Consider the following 16761-nt stretch of genomic DNA (forward strand, 5'->3'; position numbering starts at 1 on the left):
ATGTTCTATTTGATTAAGGACAAATATAAAATTAATATAGAAAAGAAGTTCTATTTCGTTTTTGTTTTTAACGCGTCATTAACGCTGATCTTTTCATTACCGCGGAATGCCACAATATAACTATCGGGATAACCACTCCTCCTTGCTGTTTCATGAAGGTCCTTTATTTGTGAATAACTGGAGGTATTTCCTAAATAATATTTAAACAGTTTGCCTTCCTTATTTCTGGTGATCTCCCTTAATCCCTTAAAATTGTTTGGAGCAGGTTCGATCTTTTTCCCTGTTGCTGCAAGCTGGACCTTAAAGGTGATCCCTTCATATATATCTACGGGTTGCTCCTCGGTTTCAGTAGTAAGTTCCACAGGAGGGTTGGCCGAAAGACTTCCCAAAAGTTCTAAATTGATAAAGTTCTTGTAATCTTTAACAGCTTTTACAATTGATTGTGAGATCGCAGCCTGGCCACTTGAACTGTTCAAATATGCACCTTCAGATTTATTGCTGAGAAAACCGGCTTCCACCAGCACACTCGGCATATAAGTTTGGCGCAGCACAAGAAAACCGGCTTGCTTTACACCCCTGTCCACTCTTTTGTTGATGTTCGTAAAATTCTTTTGTATGAAATCTGCTAACATTATACTTTGCTCAAGGTACTCTTCCTGCATTAAAGTGAGGCCTATATAGGATTCAGGAGAATTTGGATCAAATCCATCATAGGTTACTTCGTAATCTTCTTCCAGAAAAATTACCTGGTTTTCCCTCATCGCTACCTCCAGGTTATCCTCATTACGGTGCAAACCTAACACAAAGGTTTCGGTTCCCTGCGCCTGCGATGTATGGCCGTTCATATGAACAGAGATAAAAAGATCGGCTTTGGCTTTATTAGCTATATTGGCTCTCCCGGCAAGGGTGACAAAAACATCGCTTTTGCGGGTATAGATCACTTTGACATCTGGCAATTTCTCCAGTTCAGCGCCAACCTGCATCACAATATTGAGCGCGATGTTCTTTTCAATAAAGCCATTCCAGGTGTTCCCGGGATCCTGGCCACCATGTCCGGCATCAAGCACCACAACAAACTGGCTTACAGGAGGATCGGTTTCACAAATAGCAGCATTGATTAAAGAAGTTGTAAATAAAAATATTAAAACAGTAAATAGGTTCGTTTTCATATTGAAGTAACGGTTCATTAGGGTGCTTATTATTTTTTGTTTAACTCAAAAGGTACCTTAAAAAATATATGTAATTTTGAGACTTCAAAAAACAAGCCACACCTTACAAAAATAGCATAACCAGCATTGCGAACAAAGATACTTTACATACTTTCCTGTTGTATTTTTATGCTATTTTCAGCCGCGAAAATTTCAGCCCAGGAGATCGGAACAAAGGAAGGTATCCGCATTCCTGCTGAACGGGAACCAGTGCGGCCCATTCAGGACTCGCTCGTTATACAGGCACCGGTGCCCGTCATTACTATCACTCCGCAAGATACAGTTCGTCCTAAAAAAGAAGTGCTTACAGATCAGGTGGTTTACACTGCCGAAGATTATATGAGATTGAGTCCGCGGGAAAACAGGCTTTATCTTTATAATAATGCTGAAGTTACTTACGGAGATATAAATATTACGGCAGGAAGAATAATTTTGGATAACGAACGAAATGAAGTGTATGCCTACGGAATCATTGATTCTGCCGGCACCTATACCCAAAAACCCGTTTTTACACAGGCGACAAATGTGGTCAAGCCCGATTCCATCCGGTTTAATTTTGACACAGAACGCGCTCTGGTTTTCAATTCCCGCACCGAACAGGGGGAATTTAAAGTTTTAGGCCAGATCACCAAGCGGGAGAATGATTCGGTGTATTACATGAAGAACGTAAAATTCACCACTTCTGAAGATCTTGAAAACCCCGATTATTATTTCTACGCCCGAAGAATAAAATTCGTTCCCGATAAAAAGATCGTTTCGGGACTGGTAAACATGTATATTGCCGATGTTCCAACTCCCCTGGGACTTCCTTTCGGGTATTTCCCTATGACCGACGAGGAAACATCAGGATTTATCATTCCTTCTTTTGGAGATGACAACAACCGCGGATATTACCTGCAGAACGGAGGTTACTATTTTGCCATCAGCGATTATGCCGATCTTACAGTTCTCGGGGATTACTATACAAATGGAAGTTATGGTCTGCGTATGGAATCTTCCTATGCTTTGCGGTATAGGTTTAGGGGAAACTTAAGCTTCAGGTATGAAAAGATGTTCAACAGCGAACGAGGATTTCCTGATTTTTCGGAATCATCTATCTACAACATCCGCTGGAATCATTCTCAGGATCCTAAAGCAAATCCAAGCTCTAGATTTTCGGCTTCGGTTAACCTGGGAAGCAGCACCTATTACCAGGAATCTACCAACCAAATGAATACCGGAAACCGGCTTACCAACACCTTAAGCTCTTCGGTTTCCTATTCCAAGACCTTTAATATTCAGCCGCAGGTAAACCTTAGTGTTGCCGCCACTCACAGCCAGAATACCAATACCCAACAGATCAACATGACGCTGCCAACTGTGCAGGCAAGCATGGCAAGGGTATATCCTTTCGAACCAAAAATAGGTGCCAAAAAGGGCATTATTGAGAACATTAATTTCCAGTATAATTTTAGAGGAGAGAACAGGTTTCAAACTACCGATTCCCTTTTCTTTACACCCGAGATGTTTAAAAATGCCATTTTAGGCGCTCAACACAGCATTCCATTAACCACTAACTTTAAGCTGTTCAATTATTTGAGCGTAAGTGCGGGAACCAATTACAACGAAGCCTGGGTATTCAAAACTTTTGAACGCTCTTATGATGAAGATGCCCGGGTTGAAGTAATTGACACCGTAAGTGGCTTCGATTCCTATCGCACCTATAACTTTAATACCAGCATAGGGACCACCATCTACGGGACCAAGACTTTTAGCGGCGACGGAAAATATCAGGCAATACGGCATGTGCTGCGACCCTCTGTTAGTTATAACATCAATCCGGGATTTGAACATTACTACGACTCTTATCTTATTCCTGAAACCGATGGCGAAAGTGAGCCGCGGGTCGTAGAATATTCCAGATTCCAGGGGACACTTTACGGACCGCCCGGAAAGATCTTTTCAAGCTCAATCGGATTGTCTTTAAGTAACACCTTTGAAGCGAAGGTCCGGGATTCGGTTGGTGCAGAACCGCGGAAAGTAACCCTACTGAACAACCTTAACGTGAGCACCTCTTATAACGTGGCTGGCGATTCCCTTAAGCTCTCCCCTATCAGCATCCGCGGAAGTATTCCGGTGGTGCAGAACAAGCTGAGCATTAACTTCGGAACCAACCTGGATATCTACGCGCTCAACAATAGCAACAGGCGAATAGACAAATTGAATATCGATAACGGAGGAAGTCTTTTTAGACTCACCAATGCCAACGTGAGCTTTGGTTACTCTTTTTCCAGCAGGGATTTTTCGGGAGGGAAAGAAAATGTGAACCGACTGGAAAATCAAACCTTCAGAAATGGTGGTCGGCCAGATGATCTTTTCGGAAAGGACATGGACATTGACGGCACTTTCTATGATGAAAAGGAAGAAGATATGCCTAATGAGGAGGGCGAGGAGAATGAGAACAGCTGGTACAATTTCGATATCCCATGGGATCTGAGGCTTGCCTACACTATGAACTACTCCAATAATGCACGGCAAAATCAAATTTCTTCACATTCCCTAATGTTCTCAGGAGATGTGGAATTTTCTCCAAAATGGACCGTAGGTGCTTCTTCCGGATATGATTTCGTAAATTCAGGTTTTACTCATACCCAGCTGAGATTTGCAAGAGATCTGGATAGCTGGAGGATGACCTTTAGCTGGACACCTTTTGGGGTGTATAAGCAATGGAACTTCTTTATTGGAATTAAATCTGCCTTACTAAGGGATATCAAATACGAGAAGAGAAGACAACGCGACCGACAACTTTAAAACCTGAAAATATGAAAAAGATCATCCAAACCAAAGATGCACCGGCACCCATAGGCCCATACAACCAGGCGGTCTTAAGCGGTAACACCCTTTACATTTCGGGACAGATCGCTATAAATCCCGTATCGGGAGAATTGGAACTGAACAATATCGAAGATGAGACAGAACAGGTAATGCGCAACTTGAGAGCTATTTTAGGAGCCGCCGAAATGAGTTTTGAAAATGTGGTCAAGTCTTCTATTTTCATTAGCGACATGAACAATTTTGCAAAGATCAATGCTGTCTATTCAAAATATTTCAAGGAAACAACTGCCCCTGCAAGGGAAACCGTAGAGGTTGCAAACCTTCCCAAGTTTGTGAATGTTGAGATCAGTATGATCGCAGTAAAATAGTGTTCAGTGATCGGTGATCAGTGGTCAGAAATTTCTTTTTTTAATAGTATTCAGTAGTCGGTAATCAGGGGGCAGAAATTCCTTTTTTCTCCCAACGCTGATATAATGATTGATCCTTTGACTTTATTCCCTAAACCTTTAAAAATCTTCGCTTCCCGGGAACCTGATGTACGCCGGGGCGAGGCTTTTTTGTTCTTCCTTCTTCTCTCCGTCTTCAGAAGTCTGAGGTCTTAAATTTGCCGTGTTTACTTCCTGATTTACGATCTTGCGCAGCAGTTCCTTAAAAGTGTCAAAATCTACCTGATAAGATAATCCCACTCCCTGCGTAAAGCCTAACTCTTCCCCCAGGTACTGAATATTATTTTCCCGGTTAAAGATCTTCGCCCTCAAATTTCCTTCTTCGTTCAGCAGGAATTCGATCTCCAGATTTCCGACTATTACTGTCTCAGTAACCCCTCCCACAGGCACTCCCACCTGTCCGTTGATAAGAACGCGCTCACTGATCTGGGTGGAAAGTGTCACCCCGAATCTATCCGCCATCGATTGCTCCGGAGTACGGACTCCCTGTTCATAATTGAGTCCCACCTGAAAAGTGCCGGAATCATCAGAAAGCAGGTTATTAAAAAATCCTGAAGCACTTTCAAAAAGGTTTCCTGCCCACAAGCTTCCGGGGCTGCCCGCCAATACATTTTCGGTATAGAATTGCCCAAGGGTAATCAGAGAAAATGCCTGGATCTCGGTATTGGTACTGGTTTCGATCTTGTATTCCAGTTCAGAACGTACTGCAGAAGCAACGTTAGGATATTCCAGGTCAAAGGAAATGTCGGGTTGCAAAAGTCCGCCTTCCAGGTTGATTACCACATCAACGGGAATCCTTCGGCTTATCCCGGGATTGTCGAGAATAATTGCCGGGTTGGCGTGAGCTTCATAAACTGCACTAATATTAATATCGGCCAGTGCCGGGTTTCCGTTCCAGTTGATGCTTCCCCCCGGCCGCACTTCGAACCGCTTTTGAAGGGCTCCATAATTAAAGATATATTCTCCCGTATTTGCAATAAAGTCACCCCACATATTGAATTTTCCGAGGGTATTGATCTCGATCAAAAGCGTCCCCGCCCCTCTACCCCGTAGAATGCTTCCGTCGATATCGAGTTCGACGAGCGCATCATTGGTGACATCAAGATCAAAATTCAACTCCAGCCCTTTTACATCTTCAAATTCGATCTCTTCGCCTGCCAGTCGTGCCGCTTTTTCTTCGGGACTTAAAAAGTGGATAAAAGAATTATCTCCTATACTTTCAGAATCACTAATTGGAATTTTAAACACCGTACCTCTTTCGGTTGCACCCATTACATCAATAACCAGCTCAGAAGTTGGTCCGTAGATGGAGGCATTCCCATCAATAAATGCAGTTCCATAATACAAGGCTTCATCATCAAATTCGGTATTTAGGACCAGAAGCCTGTCTGTAGAAATATTAAGACCCAGAATCCAGTGGCTAAAATTGCGATGGGATATGGTACCATCGAGAATTCCGGTGGTGTTAAATTTGGTGTCAGTTACCGTTATCTCATCAAAATTGAATTGCTGCTCGGTTAGATTCACCACAGCTCCCTCTTCAAATTTCAGATCTACATTGAGGTAAGGGATCTTAAGGCCGGCCTGGTTGAGAAACAAGCGGCCTTCGATATCGGGATTGCGATAATCCCCGGTAACATCTGCATCTCCTGAAACAAATCCCCGAATGTTGCTGATCACATCCTTACCCAACGGACTAAATGCTGCCAGATTGAAATTCCGGAGGTTAACTTCAAGATCTATACTCGGAGATTCCCCATCCACCGAAATCTCCCCAATCGCAGAAAGCGACTCCAGACCTGAATTTTTAAGAGTAGTATTGACATTGTACAAGCTCAGGTCCCTGTTCCCCATCACATCCAGGTTTAAATTCCCGAGTAGTTGGTCATTAACCGTCAGATCTTTTATCGTGAGAGAGGTATTGGGATAATAAGCGCCGTTTTGCTGTAACAGGTTAAGGGAGCCGTTTACAATACCGCCCATGGCAAGGCTGTTGATCTCCGGCGTAATCTTGTAAAGGTCTACATTCTCAAATTCCATTTGAAAATCCTTATAAGTAGTATCCCGCATTTGACCCGCCAGCCTTATCTCTTCATCCTGATGGCTCAACACCAGGGAATCCACTCTTATATCATTGAATCCATCTGAAAAAATCACCCGGTTGGATCTATTACTTTCTTCATTAAGGAACCAGATGCTTTCCTTGAATTTAATATCTGACCGTTGTAAGCCAACTACGGAATTATTGTTTTCATTGATGGTGTGGTACAGGTTTAAATTAAATTCATCATCACTCACCGGCCCGCCTTTAAATTCAGATCGAATGAACAGAGTATCATTCAGCGTTACGTTAATGAGATTAAAATCTTTGACATTGTAAAAACCGGTAGCAACGCTGTCAATTTCTATGAAAGTATTAAAAAGTGGATTCGAGTTATCTACCTGAATATTAACCTGTTCAAAAAGGTTATTGAAAGCATTGATTTGAGGTGAACGAAATGCCAATCTAAATTCAGATTCGTCCGATTCTACACTTCCCCGAATGAAGGTATTGGGCGCCAGAGTGATCTCAGGATAGAACACTTCCACGATTTTATTATAGATATCAAAGTCAAATGTGAGATATTGATTGGTGGTGATCTTATTGGGGCGATAGTTGGCGTAGAGGCTACCTACAGCATTTTCAACCAGGGCAGGAACTTCGGTAATATCAAAGATCCCTTCCACTTTTCCATTGATCACATCGGGTGAGTGAATTTCAATAGTTCTTACAGGTCCGTCGAAAGAGGATGTAATATCCAGGTCTCTAAAACGATAAATATCATTCTCATTCCTGTAGGAGGTGTTGAGCAAATAGATCTGGCCTTCAAAGTTATTCAAATTGGTCCCCTGCATATTCATGATCACATCTCCTTGAAAAACGGAGATACTATCCCTACTTACGAGGTTCAAAGTGGCAAGATCGGCGTGAGCTACAGAAGCTTCAAAATCGTACACGTTAGTGCCTTCAGAAAAATCTGCAAGCCCGTTGAACTCCATCCTCAAATTGGGATCAAGAGAAATCAGATTTCCGTTAAAGACGGGTGCCCTGAGAGTTCCCCGCACCTTGAGATTATTGTAGGTATAATTGTTATAAACAAATTTCGAAATGCTCCCCTGCACCTGCGTATTCAAAGTTTCCTTTGTAAATCCACTTCCGTCAAAAGTGATATTAAAAGAGGTATTTCCAATGCTGTTCACGTTACTGATCTTACCAACGTTGAAGTTGTTTGCCTTAAGCCGGCCTTTATAAGCTGTTGCCCCGCTCCCGGAGAATTCGCTCATTTGCAGGTCAATATCTGCCGTTCCAAGTTGGGAGAACAATTTGGATTTTGTTCTTAAAGCATTTTCAGAAACAAAAATATCTCCCACCAGTCGTACATTCCCAAATTCGCGTAGCTGCTCAGGCAATTTGTTCCTAAGCAGTCCAGGTAACAGGTTCACCAGGTCGTAATAATTCGTCGATAAATTACTTATGTTGCCATCCAGTGAAAATTCATTTTCTTCTGTAGACAGAGAGTTTTTTATCTGCAGGTCGCCTTCAAGCCGGGTGCGATCTAAACCGAACATTTCAAGATCGGAAAGTCGAAAATCATTTAAGATCCCTTCCATGCTGGTGGAAAAATTGATCTCCTGATCACTTCCAAAGTTATTATAAAATGGCTGCAGGTCGTTAGTAGAGATGGTAGAAGGCCTAAACGTTGCCCGCACCGGTACCTTATTGATGAATCCTGCAAACCCATTGGTGATGTCAAAGCTGATATCTGCATCTACAGAAGACTCCGGAGTTTGAATTTTCAAAGCCTCAAGGCTCATTTCTTCGGAAGTATAAGTGAAATCTGTACTTAACGCGTCTACCCTTATCCCTCTTCTTTCGTAGCCGGATAATTTATCTATGTTGACATAAACATCAGAATTTTCAACCAGCAGGTCACTGGCGTTGATATTGAGGTCTTCGAGTACCACAACCTCCGGAGAGCTTAGATTGTGGTTAATATAGCTATAACGCCCGTCCAGCACTTCCAGTTGAGTGATCTCCAAAAGAAATGGTTTAGACTCTTTTTTCTTCTGAGACTTTAGTTTGTTTAAAAAAACATTCAGGTTATCCCGCTCCTCCCCTTCATATACCTTCATATACATATGAAGGTCGCGGGCGGTTGTACTTCCCAGGGTGGGATTATTGTTATAAATACTGGAAAGACTGGTGGCCGAAGTTTTAATATTTTCAGCATAAATAAGAGTGTCCATGTGATGATCAAGCACCAGGACTTCCTCAAGATTCAGTTTTCCGCTGTAGGTAAGCCCTACCCGACCAATCCTAATATCAACATCTTTAGATTCTTTAAGGGAATCTGTAATTTTTCGGGCTACAAAAGTCTGGACGGTAGGAATAGAAAATACGATCAACAAAATGATGAAAAGCAGCAGCAGGGCGAGCAGCGTTTTACCTAGTATTTTCCAGAATTTTTTGATAGATTTTTATGTTATAACTTTGCGAACAATATTAACAATTTTCAGGCCTAATTACTAAGGATGCCTCCACAAAATATTTTCATTCTCGGGATCGAATCTTCCTGTGACGATACGGCCGCAGCGGTTTTACATAACGGCCGAATTTTATCTAATGTTGTCGCCACCCAGGAGATCCATCAAAAATACGGCGGCGTGGTGCCCGAACTCGCTTCCAGAGCCCATCAACAAAACATTGTTCCGGTGATCCATGAAGCGCTTTCCCGCGCCGGAATATCCAAGAATGAGCTTTCGGCCATTGCTTTTACCAGAGGTCCCGGGCTCATGGGATCTTTGCTAGTAGGCACCTCCTTTGCCAAGTCCCTTTCTCTGGGTTTGAAGATTCCGCTTTTGGATGTAAATCATATGCAGGCACATATCCTTGCACATTTTATAGAGGAAAAAGAATTTGAAAAGCCGCACTTCCCCTTTTTGGCACTTACGATTAGCGGCGGGCATACCCAGATCGTGAAAGTGACCAACTATTTCGAAATGGAAGTGATAGGTGAAACCCTGGATGATGCCGTGGGAGAAGCCTTTGACAAAAGTGCCAAAATTCTCGGTCTTCCCTATCCCGGCGGACCTTTGGTCGACAAATATGCTCAAAAAGGCGATCCCAAAGCTTTTCCATTTCCGAAGCCCAAAGTGGAAGGCCTGAACTTCAGTTTTAGCGGATTGAAAACTTCCATTCTGTATTTCATTCAGAAACAAGTAAAGGAAGATCCGAAGTTCATTGAGGATAATATTGAGGACATCTGCGCATCTATTCAACATACCATCATCGGGGTCCTGATGGATAAGCTGAAAAAAGCCGTAAAGCAAACGGGAATTAAACAGATTGCCATTGCCGGCGGAGTTTCAGCAAATAGCGGAATCAGGCAGACCTTGAAGGAAGCTGAAACAAAATACCACTGGAAAACTTTCGTTCCCAAATTTGAATATACTACAGATAATGCTGCAATGATCGCCATTGCCGGACACTACAAATATATTTCTGAAGATTTTGCCGATATGGGGGTAACTGCGAAAGCCAGAATCAAAATGTAAGCTATGCAATTATTCTTTCATCCTGAAGTTTCAGAAAATGATAAGGAAGTCCGCTTTTCACGGGAGGAGAGCAAACATATTGTAAAAGTGCTTCGGAAAAAGGAAGGCGATTCCCTGCACCTCACTAACGGAAAGGGATGGATCTTCGAAACCGAAATTACTCTGGCCGATCAGAACAACTGTAGTGCTAAAATCATTTCTTCTGAAAAAGAGCTTCCACCTCCTTACTATCTCCACCTTGCTGTAGCTCCTACAAAGATGAATGATCGTTATGAGTGGTTCCTTGAAAAAGCTACTGAAATAGGAATACAGGAGATCACTCCCGTAATTTGCGACCATAGCGAAAGAAAAGTTGTAAAAACTGAAAGATTCCAAAGAGTTATTCAAAGCGCCCTTAAGCAATCTTTGCATAGCAGAATGCCCATTCTCAATGAACCCGTGAATTTAACAGAATTTCTGCAACAGGAGATCTCAGGCGAAAAATTCATTGCTCATTGCGAGGAAGACAAACCGAGGAAACTGCTTTCCGGAAGTGTCAAAAAAGGCATTTCAACGACTGTATTAATTGGACCTGAAGGAGATTTCTCTTCCGAAGAGATCAAAAAGGCAACAGCTGCCGGCTGGCTGCCGGTGAGCCTTGGAAACAGCAGGTTACGCACTGAAACTGCTGCTATAGTCGCCTGCCATACAGTAGCTTTGATCAACGAACAGGAATAAATTTTTGCTATTTTAGACACATGAAAAATATTGCGGCCATAATTCTGTGTTTGGTTTTTGCAGCAACTGTGAACGCTCAGCAAATTGCCATTTTAAAATACCAGGGAGGCGGCGACTGGTACAGTAATCCTACAGCTTTACCCAACCTCATTAAATTTTCCAATCAGAACATCAAAACTGCAATCGATCCTCAACCTCAAACGGTGGAGACAGGCAGTACAGATATTTTTCAGTATCCTTTTCTGCATATGACAGGCCACGGAAATGTCTTTTTTAGCGAGGAAGATGCTCAGAACCTTCGGGAGTACTTACTTGGCGGCGGATTTCTACACATCGATGACAACTATGGAATGAATGAATTCATTAGGAGAGAACTTAAAAAGGTTTTTCCTGATAAGGAACTCGAGGAGCTCCCGGCCTCTCATCCCATTTTTTCCGCAGCATATAGCTTTCCCTCGGGGCTGCCAAAGATCCACGAACACGACGGATTGCGGCCACAGGCTTTCGGTATTTTTGACAACGGAAGACTTCTATGTCTGTTCACTTATGAAAGTGATCTGGGCGACGGTTGGGAAGATCAACAGGTGCATAATGACCCCGAAGAAGTAAGGCTAAAGGCATTGCAAATGGGAGCGAACATTATCAAATATGCCTTCTCGAATTGATGCAGAAAACTCACGACACCACTAATTTTGAGGAAAAGAAGTTTCCGCTGGTCCTGGTGCTGGATGGCATTTCAAGTCCGGCAAATATCGGCAGCCTCTTTCGGCTTGCAGATGCTTTTAATATTGAAAAAATAATCTTTTGTGGTATTGAAGTAGATCTCCAGAGCAACAGGCTCAAACGCACTGCAAGATCCACCATCAAAAATGTCATTTTTGAAGAGCATGAAATTGCAGAAGCTGTCTGTAAAGATTTGAAAAATTCAGGCTATACTCTGCTTGCCCTGGAGATCGCGGCAGGAAGTGAGGCTGTAGAAGAAGTGAATTATAGCAGCTTTCAGAAAATTGCTTTGGTGCTTGGAAATGAAAATTCCGGGATCCAGGATAAAATTTTGAAGTTAGCCGATAAAATGCTGCACATCAACATGTTTGGCAAGAACAGCAGTATGAACGTTACGCATGCCGCTGCTATAGCTTTATTTGAAATAACAAAAAGCCTGCAGCCAGTTCGGTGAGAAATAATATATTTACTTCGTGAACGAAAAAGAGCTTTCCTACGGAATCCTTCGGGCTATTGCCATTCTATTGGGAGTAGCCTTTCTCCTTTATTTCCTGTATCTCATTCAGTCAGTATTGGTGTATATTGCTGTGGCGGGCGTAATTTCCCTTGTTGGACGGCCTGTAGTGATTTTCCTTCGCAACCATTTAAAGATCCCGAATAAAGTCGCAGTGGTCCTTGTACTGCTACTGGTCTTAAGCAGTTTTATTGGCTTGATCACTATCTTTATTCCGATTGTAGTGGAACAAAGCAAGAACCTGGGGCAGATAGATATGGATGCCTTTACCCGCGATCTAAATGAATTAAATAACCAGATCAATAACTATTTAGGAGTTGAAGAGATCGATATCATTGAAGGGATCAAACAAACAGAATTTATCCGGAATTTTGATATTACTACCATTCCGCAGTATCTCAATAATTTCTTTGGAATTTTGGGAGCCGGAGTGATCGCTGTGTTTTCAGTGATCTTCATATCCTTCTTTTTCCTTAAAGACAGCAAATTGATGCTGAATAGTATATTAGTCTTTGCGAATAAAGGTCATGAAGATAAATTTCAACGGGTATTCAATAAGATCAAGGTCTTGCTATCACGGTACTTTGTGGGCTTAACTATGCAAATCACAGTGTTGTTTATATTATACAGTATTTTATTGTCGATCTACGAGATCAATAATCCAATAGCGATCGCCTTTATTTGTGCTTTTTTAAATATTGTACCATATCTCGGCCCTATTATTGCCGGAATTCTGGTGTCACTTTTCGTAATTTCCAGTAACCTTGGAGCCGATTTCCAGACGATCATCCTTCCGCAGCTTATTTACGTGATGGCAGGTTATCTTATTTGTCAGTTGATCGATAATTTTATCAATCAGCCGCTCATTTTTGGGGCCAGTGTACGATCGCATCCGCTGGAGATCTTCCTGGTTATCCTCATTGCCGGCCTCACCTCCGGAATCCTGGGAATGGTAGTCGCAGTGCCTTTTTACACGGCGATTAAAGTTATTGCCAAAGAATCTTTGAGTGAATACAAGATCGTAAAACGCTTAACCCGCGACCTCTAGTTTGAACCGGAAACTTCTAAATAAAGAGGTTCAGGATTTTATTGAGAGCCGGTATAAGGAAGAGGTGTCAAAAATGGCATTTCAGGGCAGTCCTTTTGAGGGCATTTCCACCCAGGAACTCCTGGTTCAGCTAAGCGGTAAAAAAAAGGCCGAAAAAAAACTCCCCACCTGGTTCACTCACCGCGGAATTGTTTATCCGCCGAATCTTAATCTGGAGCAAACCTCTTCGGAAATCACCGCAGTATATAAGGCTTCACTTGTTTCAGGAAATACTTTGGCTGATCTTACCGGGGGCTTCGGAATCGATTCCTATTTCTTCTCCAAAAGGATGAAAAAGGTGCATCACCTGGAACTGAATAAAGAGCTGCAGGAAATCGCCGCCCATAACTTTGGAATTTTAGGTTCCAAAAATGTCATTTCTGAAACCGGAGATGGATTGGCATTCCTGGAAAACACTTCAGAAAAATTTGACTGGATTTACCTCGATCCCTCCCGCCGAGATGATGCCGGCGGCCGCGTGTTTTTTCTAAGCGATTGCCTGCCAAATGTTCCGGATAATCTTGATCTGCTTCAGGAGAAGGCTAAAAATATCATGATCAAGACATCTCCCCTCCTGGACCTTTCAGCCGGATTGCAGGAATTGAAGAATGTGCACGAGATCCATATCATTGCGGTTGAAAATGATGTCAAAGAACTCCTGTGGATCATTGGTTCACAACCTTCAGCAGCAATCAGGTTGAAAACCGTTAATTTTCAGAAGCAGGAAAAACAGGAATTTGAAGCCAATTTTGGAGATGATCATGTGGAACAGTACGAGGAGCCGCAGGAATTCCTATACGAACCTAACGCCGCCATCATGAAAAGCGGATTGTTTGCTGTTTTAGGTTATCACTTCCGTTTGAGTAAATTACATCCTAATTCACAGCTATTTACTTCTTCAGAACTGCTGGATTTCCCCGGAAGGAGATTCAGGATTGAAAAAGTGCTGCCTTTCAGAAAAAAACTGTTGAAAAAGGAGCTTTCAGAAAAGGCAAATATTAGCGTCCGCAATTTTCCCGAAACAGTGGCAAACCTCCGGAAACAGCTAAAAATAAGAGAGGGTGGAGATCAATATTTATTTTTCACTACCCTAAAATCTGAAGAAAAGGTAGTGCTGGTTTGTCAAAAAGCGTAAAATTAAAAATTATTCCAGAGGCATTTCTTTTTCAGAAAAAGAAGGTTTTTCGATTGGCTGCTTTTTGGAGCTAAGCTTTCGAAGCAGATTGCGTGGAGCGATATAGAGCGCCCCAACGACCACAAAATAAATATTTAGAAGAGTAATTCTTGCCACATCCTGCCATGGTTTGAAGTGGGTCACACGCTCCTCGGGGTCATAAAGCACCTTTACGGGCATATTCATCACCTTCACGCCTTCCCAGGCCGCTTTTACAATGACTTCAATTTCGAGCTCAAACCGGGAGGTAAAGAGCCTGAGGTTATTTACAGCTTTAAGAGGATAAAGCCTGTAGCCGCATTGAGTGTCGGTTAACTTAATTCCTGTTTCGAGCCAAAAGGTAAGGGTGGAAAACCTGTTTCCGATATTGCTTTTATTGGGCACGCTGGGATCATCCATTTTTCGGGCGCCAATAATAAGAAGATCCGGCTGCTGCGGCAGGTGTTGTTCCAGGGTCTCGAGAAAAACATGGAGATCATCGGGAAAATGCTGTCCGTCTGAATCCATTGAGATCCCATAATCAAACCCAAGGTTCTGCGCAGTTTTAAATCCTGTTTTTAAAGCATTTCCCTTGCCTTTATTTTTCGGAATATGCAGAACTTCCACATCCTGAAAACTATTGAGAATTTGGGCTGTAGCATCTGTAGAACCATCATTGACTACAATAATGTTGCGGGTATACCGCAGTACATCTGATAATACCCTGGAAATTGTAGCGTGATTATTATATGTAGGAATGATTACGCAACATTTAAGCGCATCAAATCTTGATTGATATATTGGTTCCTGATCCAAAAAAGTGATTTTGTTTAAAAATAGAAAAATAACAGGAACATTCTTCCTATCCAGGGGACGAATTAGGGAGAAAGGCTATAAAAAGATGGATATCAACTTCCATCATTCTTTATTGCTTCCTGGTTTCCGGTTGGGGAACAATTCGGGAAAACCATAGGAATTTAAACGCAGTTACATTTAAGTTCCTGTTCTTACAAATCCTTTGGCAGGAATTGACTTAATGACTAAATAATTATCCTATTTAGCCGGGGAATGAACTCCAAACATATTACCTTCTGTATCATAAGCCAGGACAATAAAACCATATTCCCCGATTGACATCTTTGGTTTGAAAATTTTTCCTCCGGCATCCGGAATTCTTTTTTCCTCCACAGCACAATCTTCACTCCTGAAATAAATTATTGTAGAATTTCCACCTGCACCAACTCCCGGCATTTTTACCAGTGCTCCACTCGCTCCTTCATCATCCATCTCCATTGGAAAAGCTAACATTGTCAGTTCATCCTTGCTCTCATTAGACGAAGGAAGCTCACTTAATTTTACCTGCAGTACCTGTTCATAAAACTTCTTTGCTCGATTAAGGTCGTCAACATAAATTTCAAACCAAACCACGGGATTTTTTGATTTCATATACTATATTTCTGAAGTTAAACACCTATACAAAAATAGTCGGTTAGCGGTTTGGATAGATGAAATGGCTACATAAATTAATTATAAAAATTTGATTAACAATACATTATCCGAATAAAGAGGCAAGGAATGGAGAAAAAAAAACCTGTTAAAGAATTGATGTTCTAACTTCTGTTTCACTTTCAGGATTATCTCCCTTCGGTCGGTGATCCGTGGGGGTGGGACTAAAACAAAGCCTGCAGGCTGACGCCTGCACGGTCTTTTTTGTTATTCCGTTCAGATCAAGTAGTTATAAATTTAGCTTTAGCTTGAGATTTTTTGTATTTCTAGCTTTGTACTTGTACCTTCAGGATTACCTCCCTGCGCTCGGTGAGCCTGTGGGGGTGGGACTAAAACAAAACTCTGCAGGCTGGCGCCTGCACGGTCTTTTTTGTTGGCCCCGCGGCTTCAAAGCAAGCTTTGGCCTTGGCAATTAATACTTGCCACTTCGTAATTCTACCTTCGTATTTCTAACTTCGCATTACTACCCACAGGATTACCTCCCTGCGGTCGGTGATCCCCTGGGGGTGAAACTAAAACAAAGCCCAGCAGGCTGGCGCCTGCCGGTTTTTTTTTGTTGTCCCTGCGGCTTCAAAGCAAGCTTTAGCCTTGACAATTAATACTTGCCACTTCGTAATTCTACCTTCGTACTTCTAACTTCGCATTACTACCCACAGGATTACCTCCCTGCGGTCGGTGAGCCTGTGGGGGTGGGACTAAAACAAAGCCTGCAGGCTGGCGCCTGCACGGTCTTTTTTGTTGGCCCGGCGGCTTCAAAGCAAGCTTTGGCCTTGGTCCAACAAAAAAGCCCTGCACTAACGTGCAAGGCTTTATTTTGTCGGGGTGGCAGGATTCGAACCTGCGGCCTCCTGCTCCCAAAGCAGGCGCGATAACCGGGCTACGCTACACCCCGAGTAAGAGCTTCGCTCTTAATTCAAAGTTTAAGGTTTAATGTTCCAGGTTGTCATAATTTCAAGATTCGTATGACCAGAACCTTAAACCTGAAACCAAGAACTTTG

The 16761-nt window shown here is 42.4% G+C and carries 12 protein-coding genes and 1 tRNA gene; 8 read left to right on the top strand and 5 right to left on the bottom strand.

What is annotated here, in order from left to right; translation table 11 throughout:
- Positions 1-50 precede the first annotated feature (50 nt).
- Positions 51-1169 (bottom strand): N-acetylmuramoyl-L-alanine amidase family protein, encoded by a 1119-nt coding sequence (locus tag CRO16_RS09105; protein ID WP_097056444.1) that lies wholly within the window; start codon positions 1167-1169, stop codon positions 51-53.
- 168 nt (positions 1170-1337) lie between these two features.
- Between CRO16_RS09105 and CRO16_RS09110 the strand changes: the two genes are divergently transcribed.
- Both CRO16_RS09110 and CRO16_RS09115 read left to right on the top strand, forming a co-directional pair.
- Positions 1338-3998 (top strand): putative LPS assembly protein LptD, encoded by a 2661-nt coding sequence (locus CRO16_RS09110; RefSeq protein ID WP_102016843.1) that lies wholly within the window; start codon positions 1338-1340, stop codon positions 3996-3998.
- Between the two features lie 11 nt (positions 3999-4009).
- Positions 4010-4390: a Rid family detoxifying hydrolase gene (locus CRO16_RS09115; protein WP_097056075.1), complete on the top strand. Its 381-nt coding sequence runs from the start codon at positions 4010-4012 to the stop codon at positions 4388-4390.
- Between the two features lie 138 nt (positions 4391-4528).
- Here the strand turns inward: CRO16_RS09115 and CRO16_RS09120 are convergent, their stop codons facing one another.
- Positions 4529-8914, bottom strand: coding sequence for a translocation/assembly module TamB domain-containing protein (locus tag CRO16_RS09120; protein ID WP_245858964.1), 4386 nt, complete (start codon positions 8912-8914; stop codon positions 4529-4531).
- A 126-nt stretch (positions 8915-9040) separates the two neighbouring features.
- On the opposite strand from CRO16_RS09120, the gene tsaD reads away from it, so the two are divergent.
- Genes tsaD through CRO16_RS09150 form a run of 6 tightly spaced genes read left to right on the top strand, consistent with a single transcriptional unit; the run spans position 9041 to position 14239 of the window.
- A complete protein-coding gene (tsaD, locus tag CRO16_RS09125; protein WP_097056077.1) occupies positions 9041-10063 on the top strand; it encodes a tRNA (adenosine(37)-N6)-threonylcarbamoyltransferase complex transferase subunit TsaD in 1023 nt (340 codons plus the stop codon).
- A gap of 3 nt (positions 10064-10066) precedes the next feature.
- Positions 10067-10780, top strand: coding sequence for a 16S rRNA (uracil(1498)-N(3))-methyltransferase (locus tag CRO16_RS09130; RefSeq protein ID WP_097056078.1), 714 nt, complete (start codon positions 10067-10069; stop codon positions 10778-10780).
- 20 nt (positions 10781-10800) lie between these two features.
- Positions 10801-11445 (top strand): DUF4159 domain-containing protein, encoded by a 645-nt coding sequence (locus CRO16_RS09135; RefSeq protein WP_097056079.1) that lies wholly within the window; start codon positions 10801-10803, stop codon positions 11443-11445.
- Positions 11445-11957, top strand: a complete 513-nt coding sequence (locus CRO16_RS09140) for a TrmH family RNA methyltransferase (protein ID WP_097056080.1) — start codon at positions 11445-11447, stop codon at positions 11955-11957. Before CRO16_RS09135 ends, CRO16_RS09140 begins: the two co-directional genes overlap by 1 nt.
- A 19-nt stretch (positions 11958-11976) precedes the next feature.
- Positions 11977-13065 carry an AI-2E family transporter gene (locus CRO16_RS09145; RefSeq protein ID WP_097056081.1) on the top strand — a complete coding sequence of 363 codons (1089 nt, stop codon included), beginning with the start codon at positions 11977-11979 and terminating at the stop codon, positions 13063-13065.
- A gap of 1 nt (position 13066) precedes the next feature.
- The gene (locus CRO16_RS09150) at positions 13067-14239 is read left to right on the top strand and encodes a THUMP-like domain-containing protein (RefSeq protein ID WP_097056082.1); all 1173 of its coding nucleotides are present in this window, start codon (positions 13067-13069) and stop codon (positions 14237-14239) included.
- A 9-nt stretch (positions 14240-14248) separates the two neighbouring features.
- Here the strand turns inward: CRO16_RS09150 and CRO16_RS09155 are convergent, their stop codons facing one another.
- From CRO16_RS09155 to CRO16_RS09165, 3 genes are all read right to left on the bottom strand, one after another.
- Positions 14249-15073 carry a glycosyltransferase family 2 protein gene (locus tag CRO16_RS09155; RefSeq protein ID WP_179670517.1) on the bottom strand — a complete coding sequence of 275 codons (825 nt, stop codon included), beginning with the start codon at positions 15071-15073 and terminating at the stop codon, positions 14249-14251.
- 237 nt (positions 15074-15310) lie between these two features.
- A complete protein-coding gene (locus tag CRO16_RS09160; protein ID WP_097056084.1) occupies positions 15311-15703 on the bottom strand; it encodes a VOC family protein in 393 nt (130 codons plus the stop codon).
- An 877-nt stretch (positions 15704-16580) separates the two neighbouring features.
- A tRNA-Pro gene (locus CRO16_RS09165) sits at positions 16581-16655 on the bottom strand.
- Between the last annotated feature and the right edge of the window lie 106 nt (positions 16656-16761).

Origin of the sequence: Salinimicrobium sediminis (genome assembly GCF_900215295.1) — a bacterium.
GTDB classification, from domain to species: domain Bacteria; phylum Bacteroidota; class Bacteroidia; order Flavobacteriales; family Flavobacteriaceae; genus Salinimicrobium; species Salinimicrobium sediminis.